The following is a 16,888-nucleotide window of genomic DNA, read 5'->3' as shown; positions in this document are numbered from 1 at the left end:
GGCCGTGCTGCTTGACCACCCCGTCTTCGCTGGGCATGCTTGGCGCCGATTAGGGTGCGGCCAAGGTTTGAAACGCCGTGTTTGCTATTGATTGGCGTTGAACGTGCCCCTGTGGATATCGCTTCAAAAGCGGCATCTTGAGTTGCTTTGGCCAGACCGGAATGCACCGTGTCTGCCATCAAAAACAGGATCATTTGAAAAATGGCCACATACGACATCCTGATTGCCGATGATCACCCTCTGTTTCGTAGCGCCCTGCATCAAGCGGTGACGCTGGGCCTTGGCCCGGATGTACGCCTGGTGGAAGTGGCGAGCATCGCCGAACTGGAAACCCGCCTGACCGAAAAGGCTGACTGGGATCTGGTCCTGCTGGACCTGAACATGCCCGGCGCTTATGGCTTTTCCGGGCTGGTGCTGCTGCGCGGACAATACCCGCAGATTCCGGTGGTGATGGTGTCGGCGCAGGAAGAAGCGTCGGTGATGGTCAAATCCCGAGAGTTCGGTGCCAGTGGCTTTATACCCAAGTCCAGCGACCTCAGCGTGATTCAGCAAGCGGTGCGCAAAGTACTCGATGGCGATGTGTTCTGGCCGCCGCAGGCGTTCGAAGCGGTTGCCGTTTCCGACGAAGCCAAAGCCGCCAGCGACGGGCTCGCCAGCCTGACACCGCAGCAGTTCCGCGTGCTGACCATGGTCTGTGAAGGCCTGCTGAACAAACAGATTGCCTATGAGCTGAGCGTGTCCGAAGCGACCATCAAGGCCCACGTCACGGCGATCTTTCGCAAGTTGAATGTGCGCACTCGCACGCAAGCGGCTTTACTGCTGCAACAACTTGAGTCAATTCCGAGCCAATAAAGGCTGGTGTCTTCACGTTTTTTTGACTTTTATTGATCTAGCTTTCCCACTCCTTTTTGGTTGGTTTCTTCCTTATGTCACCTTTCAAGGGCCAAACCGGCCTGAAACGCATCCTGAATGCCTCCGGTTATTCGCTCGACGGTCTGCGCGCCGCCTTCACCGGTGAAGCGGCGTTCCGCCAACTGGTGCTGCTCAATGTGGTGCTGATTCCGCTGACGTTCTTCCTCAATGTCAGCCGCGTTGAGCAGGCACTATTGATTGCAGTGTGCCTGCTGGCGCTGATCGTCGAGTTGTTGAACTCGGCAGTAGAGGCGGCCATCGACCGCATCTCGCTGGAACTGCATCCACTGTCGAAGAACGCCAAGGACATGGGCAGCGCCGCGCAATTCGTCGCGCTGAGCATGATCGGCCTGGTGTGGGCAGTGATTCTGCTTTAAGCGATGGTCGGCAAAACAATCTCGTCGCTGCGCTGAACCCCGGCGGTGAAAGCGCGGCACAGCTCGAGAAACTCGCGCATCGCCGAGGTCTGGTATTTCTGCTTGTGCCAGATGAAGTAGAACTGCCGCGCCAGGTCCAGGTCCGGCGTTTCCACCGGCACCAGACTGCCGCGTCGGAACGCATCGCGCAGTGCCAGTCGCGAGATGCAACCAATCCCCAACCCTGATTCCACCGCGCGTTTGATCGCCTCGGTGTGTTCCAGCTCCAGACGGATATTCAGCGAGCTGCGATGGTGACGCATGGCCTGATCGAAGGTCAGCCGCGTGCCGGAACCCTGTTCACGCAGAATCCACGCCTCGTGAGTCAATTCTTCCATGGACGCGCTACCACGTTGCGCCAGCGGATGCTGCGGCGCGCAGAACACCACCAGTTCATCCTCGACCCAGCTCTGCACTTCGATGTCCGGGTGGCTGCAATCGCCTTCGATTAGACCCAGATCAATTTCGTAGTGGGCAACTTGTTGCACGATATTGGCAGTGTTCTGCACGTGCAGCTTCACCTGGCTTTCCGGGTGGCGCTGCATGAAGCTGCCGATCAGCAGGGTCGCCAGGTAATTGCCGATGGTCAGCGTCGCGCCTACCGACAGCGAGCCGAAACCGGATTTGCCGTTGAGCAGGTCTTCGATTTCCTTGGCCTGATCGAGCAGGGCCACCGCTTGTGGCAGCAGCTGTTTGCCGAGGGCGTTGAGGCTCAGCCGTTTGCCGGCGCGGTCGAACAGCTGGCAGCTGGACTGACGCTCCAGTTCGGTGATCGAGGTGCTGGCAGCCGACTGTGAGAGGTTGAGCAGACCCGCAGCACGGGATACGCTTTCCTGCTGGGCGACGGCGACGAAGACTTGCAGTTGACGGAGAGTAAATCGCATATCGATATAACCGATAACCCTTATCTTAATAATCCAGTTAACAGATATTGTCGTCGCTATTAGAATGCGATGCAATTGCGCACCGTCGCCTGCAAAAGCCAGCGCAGACCCAATCTCCAGGAGTCAAACGTACATGAGCAACATGAACCACGAGCGTGTCCTCAGTGTTCATCACTGGAACGACACTCTGTTCAGCTTCAAGTGCACCCGCGATCCGGGCCTGCGCTTCGAGAACGGTCAGTTCGTGATGATCGGCCTGCAACAGCCTAACGGCCGCCCGCTTATGCGCGCTTACTCGATCGCCAGCCCGAACTGGGAAGAGCATCTGGAGTTCTTCAGCATCAAGGTGCAGGACGGCCCGCTGACCTCGCAGCTGCAGCATTTGAAGGAAGGCGACGAGATCATCATCTCGAAGAAGCCTACCGGCACCTTGGTTCTGGATGACCTGAACCCGGGCAAGCATTTGTACCTGCTGAGCACCGGCACTGGCCTGGCGCCGTTCATGAGCGTGATCCAGGACCCGGAAACCTACGAGCGCTTTGAAAAAGTGATCCTGGTCCACGGTGTGCGTTACGTCAACGAAGTCGCCTACCGCGAATTCATCACCGAGCATCTGCCGCAGAACGAGTTCTTCGGCGAAGCGCTGCGTGACAAGCTGATCTACTACCCGACCGTGACCCGCGAGCCTTTCGAGAATCAGGGCCGTCTGACCGATCTGATGCGCAGCGGCAAGCTGTTCAGCGACATCGGCCTGCCACCGATCAACCCGCAGGACGACCGCGCGATGATCTGCGGCAGCCCGAGCATGCTCGACGAGACCAGCGAAGTGCTCGACAGCTTCGGCCTGAAGATCTCGGCGCGGATGCGCGAGCCGGGTGATTACCTGATCGAGCGTGCGTTCGTCGAGAAGTAAGTCCCACTGAAGAAGCCCCCATTGCCTGAATTGGCAATGGGGGCTTTTTTATGCCCGCGACATTCACCTGTAGGAGCTGCCGCAGGCTGCGATCTTTTGATCTTGCTTTTGAAGAGCAAAATCAAAAGATCGCAGCCTGCGGCAGCTCCTACATTGGGCGCGGTTTCAGACCATGGCTGGAATGACTTCCAGCACGCGAATCTGCTCAGGCGTCGGATAATGCCAGCGTACGTCCAGATCCCAGAATTGCGCGCCATATTCGCGTTCAGGCGCCGGGGTTTGATAGGCCGGGCGCGGATCCTGCGCCAGACACTGTTCAATCAGTTCAACCAAAGGCTCGTCGAGGCGCTGAGCGTGTGTATGCGCTTGTTTCAGGGCTGAGTCGGTCCACTGCACCTCAATCAGCTGTGGCGCGGCGCTGGCGATACTGTTGGAGGCGTCGGGAATGATGTCGGCGTAGGGCACGTAGGGTTTGATGTCGAGAACCGGCGTGCCGTCGAGCAAGTCGATGCCGGAGATGAACAGGCGATTGGCTTCGACTTTGTCCAGTTTCACCACGGACTGGCCGATGCCATTAGGACGGTGTGTGGCGCGGGTGGCGAATACGCCCATGGACTTGTTGCCGCCCAGGCGTGGCGGGCGGACTTTCAAGCGTGGTTTTTCTTCCAGTGCCTGATGAAACAGGAACAGCAGCCAGACATGGCTGACCTGCTCCAGACCCTGCACCGCGTCACCCTGATCGAACGGCGCCACCAGTTCCAGCACGCCACGGGCGGCGGGGGCCAGTTGTGGCTGGCGGGGGATGGCGAATTTTTCCTTGAAGCAGGAGCGCACGAAGCCGATGGGGGAGACGCTGTAAGTCATGGTTTGCATTCGAAGCGGGGCAGGGGTGGGCATGATAACCCGGCAGACCCTATGGCTGGTGGAGACTGGGCTGAAGCCATCGCGAGCAGGCTCACTCCTACAGGGTCATGGGTGTACACAAAATCTGTGTTCGCTGAAAATCCCTGTAGGAGTGAGCCTGCTCGCGATGCTTCACCGCCGATGTCAGAGACTAAACCCGCCATCCAGCGGAATAATATTCCCGGTCATATAAGCCCCAGCCGTACTCGCCAGACTGATCGCCAACGCCGCCATCTCCTCTTCACGCCCCCAACGCTTCATCGGAATCAACGCCGTATCTTCAGCCAACGCCTGCTGATCATTGCCAATGTGCTGAGTCATCTTGCTCGGAAAGCGTCCCGGCGCAATCACATTGACGTTGATGTGCTGGCTCACCAACTCCCGCGCCAGAATCCGCGACAACTGATGCAGAGCAGCCTTACTCGGCCCATAGGCATACGCTTGCTCACCAAACGAAGAAATCCCCGCCACCGAACCAATGTTGATGATCCGCGCCGGATTCGCCGCCGAGCCGGCCTTGCGTAGCAACGGCAGAAATTGCTGAATGCAGGTGAACACCGAGGTCACGTTGAGCTGCATGACCTTTTCCCAGCCCTTGACCGGGTAGCTCTCCAGCGGCGCGCCCCAGGTGGTGCCGGCATTGTTTACCAGAATATCCAGATGGGTGATCTGCTCGCCCAGGCGCGCGGCCAGTTCCTGCACACCTTCTTCGGTCGCCAGATTCGCCGCCACGCCGTGGCACGTGCCCAAGGCGCTGAGTTCTTCCGCAGTTTGATGGCAGGCTTCGGCGTCGCGCGAGCAGACGTAAACGCGCGCGCCAGCCTCGACAAAGGCTTTGGCGATCATTTTGCCGATACCACGGGTGCCGCCGGTCACCAGAGCGGTGCGGCCTTGCAGGGAGAAATACGGGTGCATGGCGAGTCCTGAAGATTGGGGATCAGTACACCCTAGTCGTCAGCCGCGCGAAGCGGAGCCATTATTTCTGGAGGGAATGAACAGTCATGCGTTGCGGTGGCGACCATCGGTCGCCACCGCGGAGGGGATCAGGCCGGACGAACGCGCAGGGTCAGGCCCTTGAGGAAATTGCGCAGCAACTGGTCACCGCACGGGCGATAGTTGGTGTGGCCGACCTTGCGGAACAGCGCGCTCAGCTCAGGCTTGGACACCGGGAACTCGGCAGCCTTGAGGATCGCGTGCATGTCGTCTTCTTTCAGTTCGAAGGCCACACGCAGCTTTTTCAGGATGATGTTGTTGGTCACCGGCACTTCGATCGGCTGCGGCGGACGGCTTTCGTCCTTGCCGCGCTTGAAGATCACCAGGCCGTCGAGGAAGTGTGCGATGACTTCGTCCGGGCAGCGCACGAAACCTTCTTCGTCTTCTTCTTTCTTGTCGAGCCAGGTCACTACGTCAGCGAGCGCGACGTCCATGCCGCCGAGCTTGATGATCTCGACAACTTTCTTGTCGCTGATGTCGAGCATGTAGCGCACGCTGCGCAATACGTCGTTATGAATCATGTGAGTAATCCTGATGCGTTGTGGGCAGCGCGCAGGCGCGCTACCGGAATGTGTGGCGGCAGTGGAAGTCTTAGAACTTCTCTTTGCCGGACAGGTAGCGCCATTGGCCGACCGGGACTTTGCCGATCGAGACGCCGCCGATGCGGATACGGCGGATGCCGACGACCTTGAGGCCGACCGCTTCGCAGAACTGCGCGATGATCCCCGGCTGCGGGTTCTTCATGGCGAAGCGCAGACGGTTTTCGTTCTGCCAGCTGGCCTTGACCGGCGGCAGTTCCTTGCCCTTGTGCGTCAGGCCGTGCTGCAGGCGATTGAGGCCGTGGGCGACCATGTCACCTTCGACTTCGACCACGTATTCCTGCTCGATCTTCGCGGCGTCGGCGGTGAGCTTGCGCAGGATTTTCCAGTCCTGGGTGAACACCAGCAGGCCGCTGGCCTTGGCTTGCAGGTCAGCGCTGGCGGTCAGGCGCAGAAAGTGGCCGCGCAGAGGGCGCTTGCTGAAACGGTGCTCTTCGCTAAGGGTTTCGGCGCTGAGCGATTGCATGGCCGTTTCGACGTCCATGCCGGCAGGGGCATTGAGCAGGATGGTCACCGGCTCCGGCGCGGTGGCCTTGGCGTCCTTGTCGAGCTCGACTTTCTGCTCGCCGACCTTGAATTGCGGCTCGTCAATCACTTCGCCGTCCACGGTGACCCAGCCGCCCTCGATGAACAGCTCGGCCTCCCGGCGGGAGCAACCGACCAGTTCGATGAGGCGTTTGGAGAGGCGAATCGGGTCAGTCATGACAGGGCCGTAACAAAAAAGGGGTGGGCATTGTACCTGTGTGGCGCCGGTTAAGCCCGGTTCCATTTCGGGAATGCTTTTTGTAGGAGTGAGCCTGCTCGCGATAGCCATCTGACATTCGACATTGATGGTGGCTGATCTGGCGCTATCGCGAGCAGGCTCACTCCTACATTGGGTTGGGTTGTTTCAGCCGTTACTGGAGCGCTGCTGGTTCTGGCGCAAGCGCATATGCAGCAACGGATACGGCTGGCCCATGCCATCGACCTCCGAGCGGCCGATCACTTCGAAACCCTGCTTGAAGTAAAAGCCCAAGGCCTGCGGGTTCTGTTCATTGACGTCGAGTTCATCGGCATTCAGATGCTGCATGGCATAGTTGAGCAGCTTCTTGCCCAAGCCCTGACCCCGATAATCCGGATCGATAAACAGCATCTCGATCTTGCCCGCCGCGACACCGGCAAACCCGGTGATGCGCTGGTCGGCGTCCCTGGTGCAGATCAGCATCACCGCATCCAGATAACGCGAGAGCACCAGATTGCGCAGCAGCTCGATGTAGCTGTCCGGCAGAAAATCATGGGTGGCGCGAACCGAGGCCTCCCAGACCCGGGTCAGTTCCTGATAATCGCTGAGTTTCGGTGTGTGGATGACCGAATGGTGACGCATGCCCGTCTGCCTCTTGTCCGTTTCAAGGGAGTCCGTCCCCCGCTAAACGATAGCCGTAAAAAAGCCCCGCATCTTGTAAAAAGAGTGGGGCTTTTTGTATTTGTTGCGGTGTCTGGCTGGATACTTCTGTCGCCAGCAAGAACTCTCCCCCTCACCCCAACCCTCTCCCCCAAGGGGGCGAGGGGGAAGGGAGCTGATCTTCGTGCTGTTCAAAACCTGAGTTCGACCGGATAGCTCAGGTCGATGTACCTCGAAAGAACAACACGGTCAGCTCCCTCTCCCTCTGGGAGGGGGCGAGGGGGAAGGGAGCTGATCTTCGTGCTGTTCAAAACCTGAGTTCGACTCGAACGTTCAGGTCGATGTATCTCGAAAGAACAACACGGTCAGCTCCCTCTCCCTCTGGGAGAGGGCTGGGGTGAGGGGCTTTTGACCTTCAGATCAGATCTGTTCGGCCCACAGGTCGTATTCGTCAGCGTCAGTCACCTTGCACCAGACCTTGTCACCCGGCTTCAGATTACTGCCGTTGTCGATAAACACGTTGCCGTCGATTTCCGGGGCGTCGAAGAAGCAGCGGCCAACCGCGCCTTGCTCGTCGACTTCGTCCACCAGCACTTCGATTTCACGGCCAATGCGCATTTGCAGACGTGCCGAGCTGATCGCTTGCTGGTGCGCCATGAAGCGATCCCAACGATCCTGCTTGACGTCGTCTGGAACAATTTCCAGATCCAGATCATTGGCCGGGGCGCCTTCAACCGGCGAGTACTGGAAGCAGCCAACGCGGTCGAGCTGGGCTTCGGTCAGCCAGTTGAGCAGGTACTGGAAATCTTCTTCAGTTTCGCCCGGGAAGCCGACGATGAAGGTCGAACGGATGATCAGGTCCGGGCAGATTTCGCGCCAGTTCTTGATCCGCGCCAGGGTCTTGTCTTCGAACGCCGGGCGTTTCATCGACTTCAATACTTTCGGGCTGGCGTGCTGGAACGGGATGTCCAGGTACGGCAGGATCTTGCCAGCGGCCATCAACGGGATCAGCTCGTCGACGTGCGGGTACGGGTAAACGTAGTGCAGACGCACCCAGACGCCGAGGGTGCTCAGCGCTTCACACAGTTCGGTCATGCGGGTTTTCACCGGCGCGCCGTTCCAGAAACCGGTGCGGTATTTGACGTCGACGCCGTAGGCGCTGGTGTCTTGCGAGATCACCAACAGCTCTTTAACGCCGGATTTGACCAGACGCTGAGCTTCGTCGAGCACATCACCGACCGGACGGCTGACAAGTTTGCCGCGCATCGACGGGATGATGCAGAACGAGCAGCTGTGGTTGCAGCCTTCGGAAATTTTCAGGTACGCGTAGTGACGCGGGGTCAGCTTGATGCCTTGCGGCGGCACCAGGTCGATCAGCGGGTTGTGATCCTTACGCGGCGGCACGACTTCGTGCACGGCGTTGACCACTTGCTCGTACTGCTGCGGACCGGTCACGGCCAGCACGCTCGGGTGGACGTTGCGGATGTTGCCTTCTTCCACGCCCATGCAACCGGTGACGATGACCTTGCCGTTTTCCTTGATCGCTTCGCCGATCACTTCCAAAGACTCAGCCTTGGCCGAATCGATGAAACCGCAGGTGTTGACGACTACAACGTCGGCGTCCTGATAGGTGGACACCACGTCATAGCCTTCCATGCGCAGCTGGGTCAGGATGCGCTCGGAGTCGACCAGTGCTTTCGGGCAACCCAGAGATACAAAGCCAACCTTTGGATTGGCCGGCGCAGGAGTGGTGGACATGTCTAACCTCGGTATTTTGTGACATCGCTTTCTGGGTGCGAAAGCCGACGGACGGGCGCTTAGGGCGCGCCTCTGATCAAAAAGTGCGCAATTCTAGCGGCGAGCAACGCACTTGACCAGCTTTATGCAGGGAAATACGACGAGTGCTGCGCTATGCTTCGCGCCGTTGAGCTTTACCAATTTTTTACAGTCAACAAAACGTCTGTAACAACAGGTAAAACAGCGCATGCTGCACCACAAAGCATAGTGCTTCATTCAAAGAAGCCGGTTCTAAAATCAGGAGTGTTGGATGGGTCAGGCAAGTAGTCATGCGGCAGGCGCCGAGGGTTCGGCCTCCAAGCCGCTGAGCATGCTGGTCGCGGCGGTCGGGGTAGTTTACGGCGACATCGGCACGAGCCCGTTGTACACCCTCAAAGAAGTGTTTTCCGGCGGTTACGGCGTACCGGTCAACCACGACGGCGTGCTGGGCATTCTGTCGTTGATCTTCTGGTCGCTGATCTGGGTCGTGTCGATCAAATACATGATGTTCGTGCTGCGCGCCGACAATCAGGGCGAGGGCGGCATCATGGCGCTCACCGCACTGGCCCGTCGCGCTGCCGGGCATCGCAAGAAATTGCGCTCGTTGCTGGTGGTTTGCGGACTGATCGGCGCGGCGCTGTTTTATGGCGACAGCATGATCACCCCGGCGATTTCCGTACTGTCGGCGATTGAAGGTCTGGGGCTGGCATTTGATGGCATCGACCATTGGGTCGTGCCGCTGTCGCTGGTGGTGCTGGTCGCGCTGTTTCTGATCCAGAAACACGGTACGGCGCGGATCGGCATTCTGTTCGGGCCGATCATGGTCACCTGGTTCCTCGTCCTCGGCGCCCTCGGTGTGTATGGCATCAGCCACGCGCCAGAAGTGCTGCATGCGATGAACCCGATCTGGGCGGTGAATTTCTTCGTGGTTCATCCGGGCATGGGCGTGGCGATTCTCGGCGCTGTGGTGCTGGCGCTGACCGGTGCCGAAGCGCTGTACGCCGACATGGGTCACTTTGGCCGCAAGCCGATTGCCCGTGCGTGGTTCATTCTGGTGTTGCCGGCGCTGGTGCTCAATTACTTCGGTCAGGGCGCCTTGCTGCTGGAAAATCCCGAGGCGGCGCGTAACCCGTTCTATCTGCTGGCACCGAGCTGGGCATTGATTCCACTGGTCGGCTTGTCGACGCTGGCCACGGTGATTGCCTCGCAAGCGGTGATTTCCGGCGCGTTCTCCCTGACCCGTCAGGCGATCCAGCTCGGCTACATCCCGCGCATGTACATCCAGCACACCTCCAGCGACGAGCAGGGCCAGATCTATATCGGCGCGGTGAACTGGGCGCTGATGGTCGGCGTGGTGCTGCTGGTGCTGGGCTTTGAATCCTCCGGCGCACTGGCCTCGGCCTACGGCGTGGCGGTGACCGGCACCATGCTGATGACCACCATTCTGGTGTCGGCAGTGATGCTGCTGCTGTGGAAATGGCCACCGATCCTCGCGGTGCCGGTGCTGCTGGGCTTTCTGCTGGTGGACGGTCTGTATTTCGCCGCCAACGTGCCGAAGATCGTCCAGGGCGGTGCATTCCCGGTGATCGCCGGTATTGCGCTGTTCGTGCTGATGACCACCTGGAAGCGCGGCAAACAACTGCTGGTCGAACGCCTCGATGAAGGTGCATTGCCGCTGCCGATCTTTATCAGCAGCATCCGCGTGCAGCCACCGCATCGGGTGCAGGGCACAGCCGTGTTTCTCACTGCACGCTCCGACGCCGTGCCGCATGCGCTGTTGCACAACCTGCTGCATAACCAGGTGTTGCACGAGCAGGTGGTGTTGCTGACGGTGGTCTACGAAGACATCCCGCGCGTACCGCCATCGCGGCGCTTCGAGGTCGAAGCGCACGGGGAGGGTTTCTTCCGGGTGATCCTGCACTTCGGCTTCACCGATGAACCGGACGTGCCGCAGGCGCTGAAGCTGTGTCATCTGGATGATCTGGATTTCAGCCCGATGCGCACGACTTACTTCCTCAGCCGCGAAACGGTGATTGCTTCGAAACTTGAGGGGATGGCGCGTTGGCGTGAAGCGCTGTTTGCGTTCATGTTGAAGAATGCCAATGGGAATTTGCGGTTCTTCAATCTGCCGCTGAATCGGGTGATTGAGTTGGGGACGCAGGTAGAAATGTAAGCTTGGCCCCTACCGAAAAGCCCCCGTCAGCCTTGTGGTTGGCGGGGGCTTTTTTGTGGGCGTCTGGTCGAGCGGGTATTTGGTCGGTGGCTGGAAACAGGAAGTTGCACTGTGTTTAATTCAACGCAATACTCTGTGCATTATTGTGCTAATCAGCAAGTGAGTGAGAGGTAGTTATGACGGCATTACTAGAACGTGCTGACCAGGCAATTTCCGTCACTGCCATGGTCAGGAGCTTCAGTGCGAAGCTCAAGGAAATCTCCAGTCGTGCAACTGAGCGTTTGGTTATCTTCAAAGACAATCAACCGGCCGCTGTCATCATCAATGTGCAGGCCTATCAAGAGATGCTGGATGAACTCGAGAATCTGCGCATCGAAGCGGCAGCCCGGGAGAGATTGATCAATTTTGATCCGGCCCAGGCGGTCAGCCATGACGATATGCGGGCCAGGTATGCCAGGAAGGACTAAAGGAGTGCTGGATGGTTTGGGGAGTGATTTATCATCCGGAAGTCCAAGGGGATCTGGATCAACTGGGATCTGCGGCAGCCAACCGGGTTCTTGATGTCATTGAAGAGCGGATTATTAATGGTGAGCCAGACAAGTCTGGAAAACCGCTCAGAGCCAGCCTTGCCGGATGTCGCAGGATTCTCACGGGCGACACGCGCATTGTTTATCGGGTCAATGGCAGGGCGATTCAGGTGTTGATCGTCGCAGTTGGGGTGCGGCGAGATGAAGAGGTTTACGACGCCGCCGAGCGTCGAATCTGATCAATGTGTCGAAACCAATTAAAAGATAGCCCTCGCCGGTTTTTCAACTGGCGGGGGCTTTTTTGTGCCTGCGCTTTTACATGCTCTTGGGTGCATCTAATTCAGATTCAGCCTTTGTTCGCGGAGGACGAGGAGTCAGTGTCTGAATCACATCATCAAGCAAAGCCTTGCCCATGAGTGTGAGGTAATGCGCAGCCCAGGCGTGGCGGTCGGTGTCTCTGATGAAGGCCGCATCTTCGGCGAAGGATTTTGCGAGGTACAGCAGGTCGGAGGATTTGGACAGGGCATCGAGAATCGGGATGCCGGCGCTCACGTTGAAGAACGCTTGATCCGAGTTGTAGAGGAAAGGGGTGAAGCCGATGGTTTTAACGGTTGCGAGTCCGTGCAGATCAGTTTCGGTCATCGTGTTACTCCTTAGTTCGAAGTGCCGCGACTTTCGTTACCACGCGAAAGGGAGGCAACTGTACGCAGGGTGGTAAACCGGGAACCAAGGAAACCGGCACGCCCGAAAGCGTCCCACGCACAGCCGCCATAACTTGAGGAGCGCGCTGTTGCGATGGTTTCTCCGGGTTACCACACCCGATCGCTGAATGGGTCAGCGACGTCCGGAGAGTATCCCGTCGAAAAACAGCGCAATAGAGCGGCACAGCGCCCCAACAAGAGTTTCGGAGTTTGCCTACAAGGTCTGTGGGCGTCATCTGATATTGCGAGACCAGAAGTAAACGAAACTAAACGTTGCTGGCGGTTTTGCGGGGATTTGTTCAGCAGATGAATGAGTGTGGAGTTGACGATCGATAATGCCAATCAAGCAGGTGTCCACGTTTTATGGAATGTGGACACTTGGCGTTTTTAGCTTCCTGAAGAGTCAAGAAATTTACGGTCACTGCACAAAATCTCGAATCCAGCGCCATCCCTTGTAGGAGTGAGCCTGCTCGCGATAGCGGTGTGTCAGTTGGCAACCAGGTGGCTGACACTCCGCTATCGCGAGCAGGCTCACTCCTACAGGGGAATGGGTTCATCGTCCGAGATGTAAAAAGCCCCCGCAACTGCGAAGTTGCGGGGGCTTTTTGTGGAGGCTCAGATCACTCTTCGGCGACCGAGTCCTTGCTCTGGCGCTTCTCGATCAAATCCACCAAACGCTTGGCCAGCGCCGGGTAGTTCTCGTCGAAGTGGTGGCCGCCAGGCAGTTTCACTGCCTCGCCAACGGCAGTCTTGTCGGTGCAGCCACTTTCATCGGTCTCTTCTTCACCATAGATGCACACAACCTTGGCGGCTGGCAGCTTGGCCATTTCCGGGCCGGTCGCGGCTTCTTTGCCGGCGTTACCCAGCCAGCCTTCGACTTCGATCTCGAAGCTGCCGGTGCGGGCGAAGGCCAGCAGGATGATGGCGTCGACGCGTTGCTGCTCGGTGTCTGGCAGGCGGTTGTAGATCGCTGGCAATACGTCAGCACCGAACGAATAACCGGTGAGGATGAAACGCTTGGTGCCCCATTTCTGCCGGTAGTGCTGCATCAGTTCGGTCAGGTCGAGTGCGCTTTGCTCCGGGCTCTTGTGCTGCCAGTAGTAGCGCAGGGTGTCGATGCCGACCACTGGGTAGCCGATCTTGGCCATTTCACCGGCCACGTCGCGGTCGAGGTCGCGCCAGCCGCCGTCGCCGGAGAGGAACAGGGTCACGGTGTCTTTGGCCTGGCCGGCCGGCACTTCAACCACCGGGATCGCCAGACCGCCGTTGGCCTTGTCGCCGCCGACGAGGATCTTGCGCAGTTCGTTGTTGAGCACTTGCGGCAGGTTGATGTCGTAGTCGCTGATGCTGGTTTCGGCGTTCGGTTGGTCGCGTACGAAGCCTGCGCTGGCGTCGTCCGGGTTGTCGTTCCACGCTGCCAGCCAGTGGCCGTGGGCGGCGGATTTCGGCAGCAGGTGCGTGCAGCCACCTTTTTCCAGGGCCAGATCCACGGAAATGGCTTGAGCCTTGTCGTCTTTCTGCTCCGACAACCAGCGCCAGGCGAGTACAGCGCCTGGGCCGATGCCGCTGACGAGAGTGGCCGGGCCATTCAGTTCACGCAGACCCGATTGCAGGGCGCGGCTTTGCAGCAGGCAGTCTTTCGGCAGAATCACCTGAACGATCTGCGCCGAGGCGCTGCGGCTCAGGGTGGTCAGTTGTTTTTCAGAGAGTTTCTGGTCGTCGTTGACCGCAACCAGCACTTGAGCCTTGGGCTTGGTGCCGGGAATGACGCGGGTCATGGCGGCGCCATCGGCCGGGTTGAGCTGTTCGACGGTCGGTTCCGGTGCCGGGCGTTTCAGGTACCAGAAACCGCCGCCGGCAATCACGGCCAGCACAATCAGTGCGGCCAGGATGTACTTCAGGGAGCGTTGAATCATCAGCGTTTCACCAATCCAGTCAAGCCGCCCGCGATCAGGGCAGCAGTGTCGGCCAGCGCCACCAGCGGATCGAGTCCGGCGGGCACGGCCATATAACGGGGTTCCCAGTCAGGCTGGAACTTGTCTTTGAAGCGGCGCAAGCCTTGGAAGTTGTACAGCTGCTCACCACGGCGGAAAACCATCGAGCCCAGACGCTGGGTCAGCGGTGCACCACGCCGGGGTTGCAACCCCGACAACGGCACCATGCCCAGGCTGAAGCGCGCGTATCCGTGACTCTTATAGTGTTGAATCAGGCCGACCATCATGAATTCCATGGTCAGCTTGGGGGCGTCCGGGTGCGCGCGCATCAGGTCGAGACTGGCCAGGTCATGGCTATAAGTTTCGAGCAAGTTGGCGAACGCCACCGGGCGGCCTTCGAAGCGAATCACCGCGATGCGGAAATGCTTCAGGTAATCGTCGCTGAAACGGCCGAGGGAGAAGCCTTTCTCACGCACGTTCTTGCCGGTCAGCCACGCATCGGAAATCACTTTCAGCTCGTCCATCGGCGCCTGACCCGGCTCATGGATTTCCAGCGACAGACCATCGCGGGTGCCACGGTTCCAGGTGTAACGCAGGTCCTTCATCTCCTTGCCCTTGGCTTCCAGGTCAAAGCGAATCAGGTCGACCCGGGCTTCTTCGCCGAGTTTGATCGCGGTCAGGCCGATGTCCATGTAGTACGGCAGGTTCTCCGCGCGCACCTGGTAGAACACCGGGCGGGCGTGGTGAATATCGCAGAGGTCGCGGAATTGCCAGATCATTTCGGCGCGTTGCAGGCCGGGGCCGATTGGGTCGTACAGCGCCACCAGACTGCGACCACGGCGCGCGTACATCAGGAACGCTTCGTCGTTCTGGTGAAACAGCAGCGCCTTGTCACCGGTCAGCGCGAGGCCACCGTCGGGTTGCGACGAGGCCATCAGAATCTTTGCCGCGCGATCGAGTTCGTCAGGCGTCGGCAGGTGAATGACCGGGCGCGCGGTGCGCAGCAGCCAGGTCAGCGCGATCACCAGCAACAGCACGGCGGCGCCGAGCAGCGAGCGCAGGCCGCGCGGCGCGTCAGCATCCAGGGTGAACTGCCACCACAGTTGATGGCTGTACGGCACGTCTTGATAGGCGAACAGCAGCAGCCATGTCGATGCACCGAGGACGCACAGGCTGGCCACCAGGTACAACGGCGAGAAGGGCAGTTCAGTCAGGCGACTCGGGCGATAGAACGAGCGACGGAACACACCGAGCAGCGCAGCCGTCAGTGTCATCAGCGTCGCTTCTTCCCAGTCGAAACCTTTGAGCAGCGAGAGCAGGGCGCCAACCAGCAGCAGAATGGTGGTCAGCATCCACGCGGCCGACAGGCGGCGGCGCAGGCCCTGAGCGAGCATCAGGCAAAGGACGCCGATCAGGCTGGCGCCGAAGTGCGAGGCGTCGACCAGACGATGCGGGATCAGAAAGCCGATGTGCTCCAGACGGGTGTCGATCTCGGGAGTCGCGCCGGAAAACAGCAGCACCACACCGGACAGGAACACCAGCACCGCCAGAATCGGTGCCGCCAGACCGGACGCTGCACGCATGGTCTGAGTCTGAAACAGGCGCTGGCCTTCGTTGATCAGCAGGAATACGCAGGCGACCAGCAGCGGCAACACCACGTAGATCAGGCGATACAGCAGCAGCGCCGCGGCCAGTGGTGCGGCACCGAGCTTGTCAGCGAAAGCGGCCAGCAGAATCGCTTCGAAGACACCAACGCCACCCGGTACGTGGCTGAGTACGCCGGCAGCCAATGCCAGCAGATACACCAGCAGGAATGCACCAAACGGCGGCGCTTCCGGCAGCAACAGATAAAGGACGGTGGCAGCAGCGGCGACGTCGAGGGCGGTAATGATCAGTTGCAGGAACGTCAGGCGTCGACCCGGCAAGCGCAGCGTGCGACGGCCAACCCTGACCAGCAGGTTGTCGCGCAACGGTTGTTCCGGCAGGCGTCGACGGTAGATGCCGATAGCCAACACTGCGCCGAGCAACAGCACAACAGCGGCGACAGTGCCGAGCAGGCCTTCGGACAGCCCCAGCGCCTGGGAAGCCGCAGGCAGGTCACTCAGCGTCGCGAGCGCTGCCAGCGGCGGCAAGGCGCAGCCCAATGACAGGCTGGCGAACAAGGTCATGTGCGCGACTTCCGACGCCCCCAGACCCAGTCGTGCATATAAACGGTAGCGCACCGAACCGCCGGACAGCAGCGACAGACCGATCGCATTGCCAATCGCAAACGCCGTGAAGCCGCCGAGGGCCAACGTGCGCGGTGGCAAGGTCACGCCGGCATAACGGCTGGCCGACCATTCATAGCCGAGCAGAATAATGAAGCCGACCACGGTCGCGCCGAATGCGCCGAGCAGGGCGGGTTTCGGCACGTCGAGAATCGAGTCGTGCAGCGCATCGAGATCAAGTTCGGCGAGCAGATGGCGGCAGGCAATCAGCGCAATGGCAAACAGCAGCAGTGTGACCGCCAGACCGATCGGTTGCCGGTATTTGCTCAACCGATCCAGCAAGCGCAGGCGCTCGGGTTTGATCGGATGTTCCGCTGTGACGGTGTCTTGTGGATCAGACGAGTTGGCGCGCATCAATCACCTCTTGGATTGTGCGCGACAGGATGGAGGTATCCAGCCAAGTTACCAATCCCTGTAGAAAAAAATAATCACAAAATACTACGCCTCTCACCGGGTATCGGCGAGGGCAGTTCCTGGATTGCAGAGGCCTTGCCTGTGACTCAAGCATA

At 59.4% G+C, this 16,888-nt stretch carries 16 protein-coding genes; 6 read left to right on the top strand and 10 right to left on the bottom strand.

The window, feature by feature from the left end:
- The first annotated feature begins 201 nt into the window (after nucleotides 1-201).
- The gene (gene erdR, locus AK821_RS27910; protein WP_064393119.1) at nucleotides 202-852 is read left to right on the top strand and encodes a response regulator transcription factor ErdR; all 651 of its coding nucleotides are present in this window, start codon (nucleotides 202-204) and stop codon (nucleotides 850-852) included.
- A 74-nt stretch (nucleotides 853-926) separates the two neighbouring features.
- Complete coding sequence (locus tag AK821_RS27905; protein WP_064393118.1) at nucleotides 927-1,289, top strand: diacylglycerol kinase; 363 nt, start codon at nucleotides 927-929, stop codon at nucleotides 1,287-1,289.
- Here the strand turns inward: AK821_RS27905 and AK821_RS27900 are convergent.
- Entirely contained in the window at nucleotides 1,286-2,212 is a 927-nt protein-coding gene (locus tag AK821_RS27900; protein ID WP_064393117.1) for a LysR family transcriptional regulator, read from the bottom strand. The genes AK821_RS27905 and AK821_RS27900 overlap by 4 nt on opposite strands.
- Nucleotides 2,213-2,345: 133 nt before the next feature.
- Here AK821_RS27900 and fpr point away from each other — a divergent pair, with 133 nt between their 5' ends.
- A complete protein-coding gene (fpr, locus tag AK821_RS27895) occupies nucleotides 2,346-3,125 on the top strand; it encodes a ferredoxin-NADP reductase (RefSeq protein ID WP_007908723.1) in 780 nt (259 codons plus the stop codon).
- Nucleotides 3,126-3,290: 165 nt separating this feature from the next.
- On the opposite strand, the gene tsaA is transcribed toward fpr, so the two are convergent.
- The 6 genes from tsaA to rimO all read right to left on the bottom strand — a co-directional run bounded on the left by tsaA (nucleotide 3,291) and on the right by rimO (nucleotide 8,759).
- Complete coding sequence (gene tsaA / locus AK821_RS27890) at nucleotides 3,291-3,989, bottom strand: tRNA (N6-threonylcarbamoyladenosine(37)-N6)-methyltransferase TrmO (RefSeq protein WP_064393116.1); 699 nt, start codon at nucleotides 3,987-3,989, stop codon at nucleotides 3,291-3,293.
- Between the two features lie 183 nt (nucleotides 3,990-4,172).
- Entirely contained in the window at nucleotides 4,173-4,943 is a 771-nt protein-coding gene (locus AK821_RS27885; protein WP_064393115.1) for an SDR family oxidoreductase, read from the bottom strand.
- Between the two features lie 128 nt (nucleotides 4,944-5,071).
- Nucleotides 5,072-5,542 (bottom strand): DUF1456 family protein, encoded by a 471-nt coding sequence (locus AK821_RS27880; RefSeq protein WP_064393114.1) that lies wholly within the window; start codon nucleotides 5,540-5,542, stop codon nucleotides 5,072-5,074.
- A gap of 70 nt (nucleotides 5,543-5,612) precedes the next feature.
- Nucleotides 5,613-6,323 (bottom strand): rRNA pseudouridine synthase, encoded by a 711-nt coding sequence (locus AK821_RS27875; RefSeq protein WP_064393113.1) that lies wholly within the window; start codon nucleotides 6,321-6,323, stop codon nucleotides 5,613-5,615.
- Nucleotides 6,324-6,509: 186 nt separating this feature from the next.
- Nucleotides 6,510-6,983: a GNAT family N-acetyltransferase gene (locus tag AK821_RS27870; protein WP_064393112.1), complete on the bottom strand. Its 474-nt coding sequence runs from the start codon at nucleotides 6,981-6,983 to the stop codon at nucleotides 6,510-6,512.
- A gap of 438 nt (nucleotides 6,984-7,421) precedes the next feature.
- Complete coding sequence (gene rimO / locus AK821_RS27865; RefSeq protein ID WP_034154944.1) at nucleotides 7,422-8,759, bottom strand: 30S ribosomal protein S12 methylthiotransferase RimO; 1,338 nt, start codon at nucleotides 8,757-8,759, stop codon at nucleotides 7,422-7,424.
- Between the two features lie 349 nt (nucleotides 8,760-9,108).
- On the opposite strand from rimO, the gene AK821_RS27860 reads away from it, so the two are divergent.
- From AK821_RS27860 to AK821_RS27850, 3 genes are all read left to right on the top strand, one after another.
- Complete coding sequence (locus AK821_RS27860; RefSeq protein WP_371920118.1) at nucleotides 9,109-10,950, top strand: potassium transporter Kup; 1,842 nt, start codon at nucleotides 9,109-9,111, stop codon at nucleotides 10,948-10,950.
- A gap of 176 nt (nucleotides 10,951-11,126) precedes the next feature.
- A complete protein-coding gene (locus tag AK821_RS27855; RefSeq protein WP_064393110.1) occupies nucleotides 11,127-11,417 on the top strand; it encodes a Phd-YefM in 291 nt (96 codons plus the stop codon).
- 11 nt (nucleotides 11,418-11,428) lie between these two features.
- Nucleotides 11,429-11,716, top strand: coding sequence for a type II toxin-antitoxin system RelE family toxin (locus AK821_RS27850; RefSeq protein ID WP_064393109.1), 288 nt, complete (start codon nucleotides 11,429-11,431; stop codon nucleotides 11,714-11,716).
- Nucleotides 11,717-11,792: 76 nt separating this feature from the next.
- Here AK821_RS27850 and AK821_RS27845 read toward each other — a convergent pair whose 3' ends face one another.
- From AK821_RS27845 to mprF, 3 genes are all read right to left on the bottom strand, one after another.
- A complete protein-coding gene (locus AK821_RS27845) occupies nucleotides 11,793-12,119 on the bottom strand; it encodes a DUF3077 domain-containing protein (protein WP_064393108.1) in 327 nt (108 codons plus the stop codon).
- A 679-nt stretch (nucleotides 12,120-12,798) separates the two neighbouring features.
- Nucleotides 12,799-14,094, bottom strand: coding sequence for a virulence factor family protein (locus tag AK821_RS27840; RefSeq protein WP_064393107.1), 1,296 nt, complete (start codon nucleotides 14,092-14,094; stop codon nucleotides 12,799-12,801).
- Nucleotides 14,094-16,733, bottom strand: a complete 2,640-nt coding sequence (gene mprF / locus AK821_RS27835; protein ID WP_064393106.1) for a bifunctional lysylphosphatidylglycerol flippase/synthetase MprF — start codon at nucleotides 16,731-16,733, stop codon at nucleotides 14,094-14,096. Before mprF ends, AK821_RS27840 begins: the two co-directional genes overlap by 1 nt.
- Nucleotides 16,734-16,888: the final 155 nt, after the last annotated feature.

It is taken from the genome of Pseudomonas sp. RIT-PI-r (genome assembly GCF_001297015.1).
In the GTDB taxonomy this organism is placed as follows: domain Bacteria; phylum Pseudomonadota; class Gammaproteobacteria; order Pseudomonadales; family Pseudomonadaceae; genus Aquipseudomonas.
This window is presented reverse-complemented; position numbering and strand designations above follow the sequence as displayed.